This window comes from Clostridium sp. HBUAS56010, assembly GCF_007115105.1.
Classification (GTDB): Bacteria; Bacillota; Clostridia; order Lachnospirales; family Lachnospiraceae; genus Lacrimispora.
Window position 1 is genome coordinate 1 of record NZ_SULJ01000023.1, and the last position, 10,146, is coordinate 10,146.

Genomic DNA, 10,146 nt, shown 5'->3' on the forward strand with positions numbered 1-10,146 from the left:
ATATAAACTGTGGAATCTAGGAGAATGGGCGTAACAACCTACTCTCCTATTTTATTAAGTGAATACTTATTTGCTTGAGATTTTGTAACAGTAGAGTCGTCATTTATGGCGGCTCTTTTTGTATTAAAAATTATCGTTTTATACGGGGTTATTGGCCAATCCCTACTAAGAATTAATCATTCTTACCTTTCTGGGGCAATTGTTGCAGCAGTTGCTCCGTATAAGGCGATAAGCCTAAATTCAAAATAATAATTTATAAAAAAGAAGGAAGGTGATACTTTGGCTATAGGCGCAAAGACGAAAGAGGAATTGACAATAGAAGCAATCAATGAGCCAAAGCAAATTGACACTTCTGTTGATATTAAAATCCCTCGTTCTAAAATACTATTTGATCCGAGTAAACATAAATTCAAGTGCTCTTGCTGTGGAAAAGGATTTGTTGTTCAAAAATCAAATTTTCATAAAACAGAAAGTCCTTTGTTTCAAGAAAATAATGGTTATTTACCATGGTGCAAGAACTGTACCGATTTGTATTGGTATGGGTTAGTAAATTTATATTCTGGAAATGAGGCACATGCTACGGAAGATTTTTGCCATACGGCAGGTTGGGTATTTGATTCTGGGGCCTTAATGGCAGCTAAAAAAATATCTTCTGATAGAAGTCGCATCTCTGGATATGCTGCAAAGAAGAATTTGAATGTAGGAGATAAAAAAACATACATAGATACAATAAAAGCAGAGTATGAAAATCGTCCTGTGGATGTAATTGATACCTTGGAAGATGCAAAAGATTCAAAGAGGGTAAAATTAAGAACCGTTAAATTTTTTGGTACTGGATTCACAGACGATGATTATGTTTTTTTGGAAGATGAATATTTAGATTGGACTACCCGGCATGAATGTAGCACAAAAGCTCAGGAGGAAGTTTTTAAGCAAATATGCTTCGCTCAACTCGATATATTAAAAGCCAAAAGAGGTAATCTCGCCACTAAGGACTTAACAAAAACACTTCAAGACTTATTAGCAACTGCAAATCTACAACCAAAGCAAACAAAAGATAATACTCTTGCAGAACAAAATACGTTTGGGACTCTTATAAGGAAATGGGAGAATGAAAAACCAATACCTGAACCAGACGAAGAATGGAAAGATGTCGACGGGATAGTTAGATATGTAACAGTTTACTTTTTAGGACACCTATGTAAGATGATGGGAATTAAAAATTCTTATTCGCGGCTATATGAATTAGAGATGTCTAAATATAAAGTGGATAAGCCTGAGTACGAAGATGACGAAGAGGCACTGTTCGATGCAGTGTTTGGCGGTGAATTAGATGATTCCACTCAATAAAAAGACTGAACAAGAAGTTGCAAATGATAAAGCAGAAAAGATAATGAACGGTGTGGCTACTTGGTGTAGCTTCTATAGATCTAACCCACATCGCTTCGCACGGGATTATTTGGGTGTTTCTCTTAAATTATTTCAAGCTATTTTGCTATGCATGATGAACACCAGTAACTATTTTATGTATTTAGCCGCAAGAGGTCAAGGAAAAACGTGGTTAATTGCTTTGTTCTGTGTTATCAGATCTATTTTATTTCCCGGCACAAAAATATGTGTGGCCTCAAAAAACCGAAATCAGGCAAATGAAGTCCTTGAGAAAATCACGACGGATTTCATGGAAAAATCCGATAATTTGAAACTTGAAATTGAAGATTACTCTGTAGGCCAAAATAAGGCATTTATTCTTTTTAAAAATGGTTCTTGGATAAAAGTTGTTACTGCATCGGATTCTGGTAGGTCTGCCAGAGCTAATATTTTAATAACAGATGAATTTAGAATGGTAGATTTGAATGTTATCAACACTGTCCTTCGTAAATTTTTAACAGCGCCAAGAACTCCAAAATATCTTAACAAAAAGGAATACAAGCATCTCGTTGAACGGAATAAAGAGATTTATATGTCAAGCTGTTGGTTTAAGAGTCATTGGTCTTTTGAAAAAGCTAAGGCGTATTGTGCAAATTTAGTAAGTGATGCAAAAAAATATTTTATTTGTGGGCTGCCATATCAAATCTCTATAAAAGAAGGGTTGTTATCCAAAGAACAGGTAGCAGATGAAATGTCTGAATCCGATTTCTCGGAGATGGCATGGGATATGGAGATGGGTTGCTTATGGTATGGCGACAAGGACGGGTCGCTGTTTTCATATGAAGATACGTCTAAAAATCGAATTTTAAAAAGAAGTGTTTATCCCTCCAATGTATCAAAACTTTTATCTGATAAAACCACTAAAATTCCGGACTTAAAGCCACAAGAACAAAGAATAATTTCCGCAGACGTTGCTTTACTTGCTTCAAAAAAGCAAAATAATGACGCAGCTTCTATATTTATAAACAGTGCAATTCCAACAGGAAGTCAAAAATATATTGGAAATATGATATACACCGAAAATCACGAAGGACTAAATACGGACGAGCTTGCTTTGATTATAAGAAGATACTATGAAATGTTTAAATGCACATACATAGCCTTGGATGTCAAGGGCATAGGTCTGGGTGTGTATGACTGTTTGATAAAAGATATGTATGATCCTTTGACAGGTGAAACATATGTCGCACTAAGTTGTTGTAATGATAAAGTGTATGCAGACAGGTGTAAAGTTCCTGGTGCACCGAAGGTCATTTGGGCGATACAGGCTACAGCTCAGTTTAACAATGATATGTATTTATCTCTAAGAGAAGGTTTTAGACAAAATAAAATCAACTTGTTAATTAATGAATTTGAAGCCGAGGAAGTTTTAAAGGAAATAAGAGGATATGGTTCTCTTTCTTCTAGCGATAAAATGCAGCTTCAGTTACCATACATACATACCACCCTATTAATTAATGAATTGATAAATCTTGAATATGAAGCAAAAGGTGTAAATATTAAGGTTCATGAGAAGTCAGGAATGCGTAAAGATAGGGTTTCTAGTGTAGGGTACAATTATTGGGTTCAATGTCAATTAGAAATGAAGTTACGTGCTCCCAAAAACACATCATTCGACCCATCGCAAGGTATCATAATGCGTCAGCCAAGACTAAGAAAATATTAAAGGAGGTGAATCATTGGAGAAAACAGAACAGAAAAGTTTGGAACAGATAGCACAAGAAAAATTTCAGCAAATGGCTTTTGCCAATCTGAAAAAAAATATTGTTCAAGACCTAATCAATAATCGTAACGAAAGTGTCATATACAGAAAGTACGATAAAGGGCAAGTAGTCAGAATGTTGGAGAATCCGCAGTCTTCAGAAAAAGAACTGCGAAACATGAGCAACTTCTTATATATAGTAAGTTCTCACTATCGAAGACTTATTAATTATTATGCTAGTTTGCCAAAGTTTAATTATACTATTATCCCCACCAATTTGCCTTCTAAGATTGAAAAGAAGAAGTATAAGGACACATATGGTCGGGTATGTAATCTTTATAAGAAATATAATCTAAAACATGAATGTTTTAAAATTATGCAATCGGTCTTTCGTGATGGAGTCTTTTATGGATTAATACACGAAACATCCGATTCTTTTTATATTAGGCCGTTTAATCCCGACTATGCAAAAATATCATCTATCGAAGATGGCACCTGTACCTTTTCAATCAATCTTGATTATTTCACTCAAAAAGATACGTTCTTATCAGAATATGGAACTGAAATAGAGACTGCCTATTACAAATACAAAGGTAATAAAAAGGCCGGAACAAAAGGGAATTCGTCTTTACGATGGTATGAGCCTACTAATGGAATATGTATAAAAGCAGATGAGAATGATCTATCTCATTCCGTCCCCATTTTTATCGGTTTAATTTTAGGTGTTTTGGATATCGAAGATTACAAAATGCTCAAAAAGGCAAAGAAAGAAATTGATAATTATAAAGTCCTCGCAATGAAAATGGATACTGACGAAAATGGTGTTCCTAAAATGGATTATGACTTGGCAATAAAATATTACAATCAAGCCAGTGCTAATGTTCCAGAGGGAATTGGATTAATTCTCTCTCCATTTACTATCAATGACTTCACATTCCAAAGTTCGAGTACAGCAGAATCAGATGCAGCCAATGAAGCAGAGGAAGATTTTTGGTTTGGGTCTGGTACATCTCCTCTTCTATTTGGGTCTTCAAAAAATACTTCATCTAGTTCTTTAAACTTATCTATAAAGCCAGATGAATCAGTATCGTTTTCTATCCTTGAACAAATACAGAGATATTTTAACAAAAAAATAAAGAAGATGGATTTGCCATATTCATTTGAAATGAAATTTCTTGAACAAAGCATCTTTAATGAAAAAGATGTTCAAGACACATATCTGAAAGCAGGACAATATGGTGTGTCTGGTGCGAAGCTGCTATATGCAAATTCAATTGGATTAGAGCCATCTGATATCAGCGGTATGTCATACCTTGAAGATGAAATTCTAGGTGTGGGAACAAAGATTTACAAACGTCCTTTAATTAGTTCTAATACCTTAAGTAACGGAGAAACTGGTAAAACTGCTGGAAAACCAACTGCCGAAGAATCCGGACAAGAACTCGGAGAGGCTGGCGAAAAGACTCGTGAGCAAGACTCTAATGAAAATCGTTAGGTGATAAAAATGAATAAAAACTTAATAAAGGTATTTAACCAAGAAAAGGCTGATGAACTTTCTAGTCTTGGATTTAAATATGTAATTGAAACTGTGAATGGGAAATCTGTTTACAGTTTTTTTGTATCAGAAGAAATCATCAATTATATAAATTCAAAATTTGATAAAAAAGACTTCTTTCTGAACAACAAATTGACATTTTAGCAGAAAGGAGGAAACTGTGGAAAAGAAAAATTTACAAATCACATTTGCGGCAAAGGTAGAACCAATCAAACCCATAAACGAAGAATTCACATTATGCAAAGTTTATGTCCAAGGAATTGGAAAAAACCGTAACGGTAGTTATATGAGTAAGGAAAATGTAGAGAAGTACTCTCCCACTCTTAGCTATTGTCCGGTGGTAGGACATATAATCGAAGCCACCGACCCGGAAACAAAAGAAAAACATCGTTATATGGGCGGACATGATTGGGCGATAAATGAGAACTGGGAAATCGTTGACTTAACGGTTCCTTATGGTGTTGTTGTTGATGGAACTTTTGGTTATGAAATTGTTAATGAATACGGGGTAGACATTGAGTATCTTACTGCTCATGTGATTTTATGGACTGGTAGATATCCAGAATTAAAAGAGGCTATATATTCAGCAGATTTTTGGTTTAATCAGTCAATGGAAATAAATGTAAAGCAGTACAGGGCTTTAGAAGAAGATTCTAATTACATGGAGCTTTTGGAGTGGACTTATTCGGCATTGTGTCTTTTAGGTAAAGCTGATGATAAGAATAGTCCTGAACATACTGAGCCATGTTTTATAAGTTCTAGTGTTATTCCAATTGAATTCTCAACAAATCTGTTCGCTGTTGAAATGAATAAATTGAAAGATAAACTATCTACATATTTTAACCAAATAAATGAAGGAGGAAATCAAAATTTGAATAAGAAAAAAGAAGAAATCTTAGCCAAATATAATAAGACAATCTCTGATTTAGATTTTTCATATGATGAAATGTCAGATGAAGATTTTGAAAAGAAAATGTTTGAAATGTTCGGTGAAAAAGTAATTGAGTTTTCAGCAACTTACAGGCAAAAAAGAGAAGCCTTATCTAATGCCTTAGATCCTGTTGTAGTTAAAGATGCTACAGGAAAGATTACAGGAGAGACATACTATTGGGTCGATGATTTTGACGATGAATATGTTTATGTGGAGCGTAACTACTGGACTGCAAGCAATTATGAGTCTAAATACGGTAGGTTTACTTACACTTTTGACGAAAGTAATCTTACTGCCACAGTAAGCGGAGATTTTGAAGAAATGGTAAGAGTATGGCTTACTATTGAGGAAAATAAAGAAATTCAAGAAGCCAGAAATAGCTATTCGGCACTTGTAACGGAATTTGATGATTACAAAAAGGCTCATTCGCATAGTGATGACTGCTATGCAGAATTGGAAAATTTTAAAAACAATAAAGAAAAAGAAGAAAGAGATCTTTTTGAGAAGTCAATCTTTGATAAGTATGAACCGAAAATCGGTACAACAGATGAATTCAGCGAATTAAAGAAAAAATCATCTGACTATTCAATTAAAGAGTTAGAAAAAGAGTGTCTGTGTATTGTTGGATTATATTCATTTGATAGTTCTAGTGAGAACAATGAACCAAAGAAAGACACGATTAAATTTTCTGTACCAAATAACGAAAGCAACGATGATCCTATCGAAGCTACATACAAGAAGTATTTAAACAAATAGAAAGCGAGGATTTTTTAATATGGCAAATGCAATTATTAGATTAGACAATGTGTCAGCAACAAAAGACGGTTCTCTTATTAAGAGTGTAAAACTGTCTAGTGAATTACAGAATGGTTCTGTAGTAGCGATCGGAGGTCTTATACCGGGAGAAAGAGAAATTCATTCTACGTCCACTCCTACAGCAACCACATCATATTATGGTATTCTTTGTACTCCAGAGTTAATGTATGACGAAAAGAAACAGATGGACGAGTTTGTAAACGGGGTTGAAAAGCCTGCCAGAGCAATTATCCCAACAAAGGGAGATATTTTTTCTGCTACGGTAGAAGCATTTGATGAGATTCCGGCAGTAGGTGATTTTGTTGAGCTTGAAGCTTCAAATACTATGAAGGTAGTTGCTACTGCAACGGAAGGTTCTACTCAGGTAGGAAAAATTATTGAAATCGAAATTGTTGGCTCTAAGACATTTTATGTCGTAGAAGTACAGTAAGAAAGAGAGGAATTTATAGATGAGTAAAGAAATTGTTAAAATTGCAGTAGATGCGTATCGTGGAAAGCAGCATGGTAATTATTCAACTTCTGATAGTATGGAAGTTTTAAAGAAAGCACTGATCGAAGCAAATAACGGTAAAACATCATTGGATTATCGTGATATTAGAGACGGAAAATGTTCTGGATTATTTTCAATTATGGAAGAAATTATCACAAAGACCGTTTTAGAAGGGCTTCCAGAGTCTTCTCCTATCTTCCAGTTTGTAGATTTCAGAAACAAAGCTCTTGGAGATCAGGATTCCTTTAATATTAAGGAAACAGGTTTGTTTACTGTAGCTGACATTGCAGAGGGAACACAGGGAATTAGGAGACAGAGGGTTGTTGGTGGAGAGACAGTATATGTTACTCCTCAGATTAAGGCAATTAAAATTTATGAGGAATTAAACTTGTTACTTGCTGACCGTATTGATATGAATGAGTTAATTGATAGAGTTGGACGTTCCTTTATTGTAAAGACAAATACCGATATCTATACCGCATTCGCTGGCACATATTCAAAGCTTGTTGCTCCGTATCAGGTATCTGGTACATTTTCAGAAGACAAACTTGCCACATTGATTGATCATGTAGAAGCTGCTACTGGATTAACAGCCTATGTTCTTGGTTCAAAACAGGCAGTTAGAAAAATTGCTGGTATTAAGGGTGCAGATGCCAATTCAGCTAAGGAAGACCTTTATAATGTCGGATATTACGGCAAATTTGGAGTCAATCCGATTATTGCTATGCAGAACGGTCATAAGCCGGGGACTACAAACTTTATCCTCAACGATACTGATTTACATGTAGTTGCTGGTGATGACAAATTCATCAAACACGTCACGGAAGGGGATACATTAATCATTCCTGGTAATCCAATGTCAAACGCAGATCTCTCTCAGGATTTCTTAATGGCTCAGAGAAATAATACCGGAATTGTAATGTCCGAAGTGTTTGGTTGCTATCGTTTAGGTTAATTAAAACAAAAGCATGGTTGGTTAATTCTAATCATGCTATCTGAATAAATGGAGGAAATAAAATGGCGGGATTAACAAAGGAAGAACGTGAAAAAAGAGCCTTGGAAAAGGAAGCAAAAATGCGTTCTGAAATTGAAGCAAAACTACGGAAAGAGTATGAAGAAAAAATGGCAGATGAAGTGCCAAGACAATCCTCTGTGACTTCTAAAATCAAGTCAAAGATAAAAATCCCCCTGGATACCATGATTCCTGTAAGAAGTGGTGTTCAAGGGGAACTTATTTATCTTTCAAAAAAGACAGTTGGATATCAGGTTGAATGGGATCAGTATAACTCAGTAGAATATGTTGAATTAGGAGAACTGTTATCAATGAGAAATACCAATAGAAGTTTTTACAAAAACAATTGGATTTTCTTTGATGATACAGAGGAGTATTCAGCTGTAGAGATTTATGAATTCTTAGATGTAGTTCAATATTATGAAAATACTATTGTTGGTGATGACTTGGATAAAATTTTTACTATGTCGTTAGATGAAATCAAGGCCACCGTAAAACCTCTATCTCGTGGAGTAAAAGATACTTTGGCATTGAAGACAAGAAATATGATTGACAGTGGCAAATTTGATTCAATGAATAAGATTAAGTTACTCGAAAAATTATTAGACGTTGAATTAACCATAACGTTATAGGGGTATTTCTATGGAGACTACATACAAATATGTATTTGACGAATTTAAAGATACTATAACCGACCCAGACTTGTTGCTACTTACAGATGAATTGCAAGAAGATTATCTTTTGGCCATCATGAAGAAATCTATCGGTAAGTGCGAAAGAATCGTAAAAAAAGTAGTAGATCTATCTGAAAGAGACGATGTAGATATGAAATTTTTAAATAATATTCCAAGTGATGTTTTAGATATTATCTGTGAATGGATGACTGTATATTGGTTAAAGCCATATGTTAATAACTTGGAAAATCTTAGAAATCACATGAACACTAAAGATTTCACAATGTACTCTCCCGCTAATCTTATGGAAAAAATAAGTGATAGATATGAAAGTGCAAAAAAATATTCCCGAAGCCTTACAAATGAATTTTCTTTTATATATGGGGATTTGGAGAATTTAAAGTCATGATAAAAGTCGAGTATGGATTACTGCCAGAAGAAAATTTTAATAAGTATTTTAAGTATCTGATAGATAAAACATATAAAATTCTACCAATGAAGGAAGAGAATTCAGAAACACTAAAATCGTATCTTGAGAGTTACCAAAGAGAGTTAGTTGGAAATAAAAGGCTTGTGTCGGATTTGGTTGATGAACCACGATTTATATCTGTATTAAATATCATTCAATATCTAATTTCAGAAGATTATAATACTAAAATATGCCGCAAGGAAGTTTTTAGATGCATTAATATCTTAGAAGAGATACGTAACTCTTATTTCATTAAGGAGGATGTGTGATATGGATAGATATTCAGCTCGCATCAATCTTTATGGGAATACGGATAGAGAAAGACAGCTAAATAGGCTAAAGAATGACATATCAAAGAATTCAGTATCTTCTATTTCATGTAAAGATATTAAATTGAATGGTGAGGAATCTCATTTAATGATAAACACTGGCACAAAACCATATTACAAGGAATTCCAAAGTTTACCTAATCAATCAGTGCATATGGGCGATTACGTTGATTGGAGTGATAAGGTGTGGTTGGTTTACGAAGCAGATATGGACGATGAGGTTTATATTGATGGAACGTTGAGACTTTGTAATTACAAACTCTTCTGGCAAAATGACAAAGGTGGTATCATCTCCCGCTACGCTCATGTTTTAAACGCATCATCTTACAATAATGGAGAGAGTGAAAATAAAACAATGACTCTTCTATCCAATCAGTATATGGTTTATTTACCTTTTGATGAAGATACAGAACTTCTTGATAACGAGAAAAGAATACATATGGCTAAAAGCAATAGAAAATGTCGTCCGTATGAGCTGACAAGAGTTGATGATATTGCATATGATTTTACCGATAAAGGTATCATTAATCTGATGTTTACCCAAGATGAATATAGTCCAGAACATGACAAGCTTGTCGACGATGGAGCTGGTAATAAAGTCTGGATATGTGACTATAAAGAATCTACTACTCCACCCTCTCCCACTGATCCAGAAGAACCTAATCAAAGTCCAATTTTATTGGATATCGCTTATAAAGGCAATGCAACGATTAAGCTAGGCGGAGCATATAAAACCTTCA

At 34.5% G+C, this 10,146-nt stretch carries 11 protein-coding genes; all 11 read left to right on the plus strand.

Annotated elements, in window-relative coordinates:
• The first annotated feature begins 279 nt into the window (after positions 1–279).
• On the plus strand, positions 280–1,350 hold the full coding sequence (locus tag FAY33_RS18375) for a hypothetical protein (RefSeq protein ID WP_143322765.1): 1,071 nt from the start codon (positions 280–282) through the stop codon (positions 1,348–1,350).
• Positions 1,334–3,094: a hypothetical protein gene (locus tag FAY33_RS18380; RefSeq protein ID WP_143322768.1), complete on the plus strand. Its 1,761-nt coding sequence runs from the start codon at positions 1,334–1,336 to the stop codon at positions 3,092–3,094. Before FAY33_RS18375 ends, FAY33_RS18380 begins: the two co-directional genes overlap by 17 nt.
• 13 nt (positions 3,095–3,107) lie before the next feature.
• A complete protein-coding gene (locus FAY33_RS18385) occupies positions 3,108–4,625 on the plus strand; it encodes a hypothetical protein (RefSeq protein WP_143322770.1) in 1,518 nt (505 codons plus the stop codon).
• A 9-nt stretch (positions 4,626–4,634) separates the two neighbouring features.
• Positions 4,635–4,829: a hypothetical protein gene (locus FAY33_RS18390; protein WP_143322773.1), complete on the plus strand. Its 195-nt coding sequence runs from the start codon at positions 4,635–4,637 to the stop codon at positions 4,827–4,829.
• A 16-nt stretch (positions 4,830–4,845) separates the two neighbouring features.
• Positions 4,846–6,372: a hypothetical protein gene (locus tag FAY33_RS18395; RefSeq protein WP_143322776.1), complete on the plus strand. Its 1,527-nt coding sequence runs from the start codon at positions 4,846–4,848 to the stop codon at positions 6,370–6,372.
• Positions 6,373–6,391: 19 nt separating this feature from the next.
• Entirely contained in the window at positions 6,392–6,862 is a 471-nt protein-coding gene (locus FAY33_RS18400) for a hypothetical protein (RefSeq protein ID WP_143322778.1), read from the plus strand.
• 19 nt (positions 6,863–6,881) lie between these two features.
• Positions 6,882–7,877 carry a hypothetical protein gene (locus FAY33_RS18405; protein ID WP_143322780.1) on the plus strand — a complete coding sequence of 332 codons (996 nt, stop codon included), beginning with the start codon at positions 6,882–6,884 and terminating at the stop codon, positions 7,875–7,877.
• A 62-nt stretch (positions 7,878–7,939) separates the two neighbouring features.
• The gene (locus tag FAY33_RS18410) at positions 7,940–8,566 is read left to right on the plus strand and encodes a hypothetical protein (protein WP_143322782.1); all 627 of its coding nucleotides are present in this window, start codon (positions 7,940–7,942) and stop codon (positions 8,564–8,566) included.
• 10 nt (positions 8,567–8,576) lie between these two features.
• Positions 8,577–9,017, plus strand: coding sequence for a hypothetical protein (locus FAY33_RS18415; RefSeq protein ID WP_143322783.1), 441 nt, complete (start codon positions 8,577–8,579; stop codon positions 9,015–9,017).
• A complete protein-coding gene (locus FAY33_RS18420; RefSeq protein ID WP_143322784.1) occupies positions 9,014–9,346 on the plus strand; it encodes a hypothetical protein in 333 nt (110 codons plus the stop codon). The genes FAY33_RS18415 and FAY33_RS18420 overlap by 4 nt, the downstream gene beginning before the upstream one ends.
• A gap of 1 nt (position 9,347) precedes the next feature.
• Positions 9,348–10,146, plus strand: a 799-nt coding sequence (locus tag FAY33_RS18425; RefSeq protein ID WP_347562722.1) for a hypothetical protein, incomplete at its 3' end; no start/stop codon positions are given.

Excerpts from the sequence above, each read along its gene's own strand:
- FAY33_RS18390 (WP_143322773.1), top strand. The coding sequence starts at position 4,635 with ATGAATAAAAACTTAATAAAGGTATTTAACCAAGAAAAGGCTGATGAA.
- FAY33_RS18380 (WP_143322768.1), top strand. The coding sequence starts at position 1,334 with ATGATTCCACTCAATAAAAAGACTGAACAAGAAGTTGCAAATGATAAA.
- FAY33_RS18410 (WP_143322782.1), top strand. The coding sequence starts at position 7,940 with ATGGCGGGATTAACAAAGGAAGAACGTGAAAAAAGAGCCTTGGAAAAG.
- FAY33_RS18400 (WP_143322778.1), top strand. The coding sequence starts at position 6,392 with ATGGCAAATGCAATTATTAGATTAGACAATGTGTCAGCAACAAAAGAC.
- FAY33_RS18420 (WP_143322784.1), top strand. The coding sequence starts at position 9,014 with ATGATAAAAGTCGAGTATGGATTACTGCCAGAAGAAAATTTTAATAAG.
- FAY33_RS18405 (WP_143322780.1), top strand. The coding sequence starts at position 6,882 with ATGAGTAAAGAAATTGTTAAAATTGCAGTAGATGCGTATCGTGGAAAG.
- FAY33_RS18415 (WP_143322783.1), top strand. The coding sequence starts at position 8,577 with ATGGAGACTACATACAAATATGTATTTGACGAATTTAAAGATACTATA.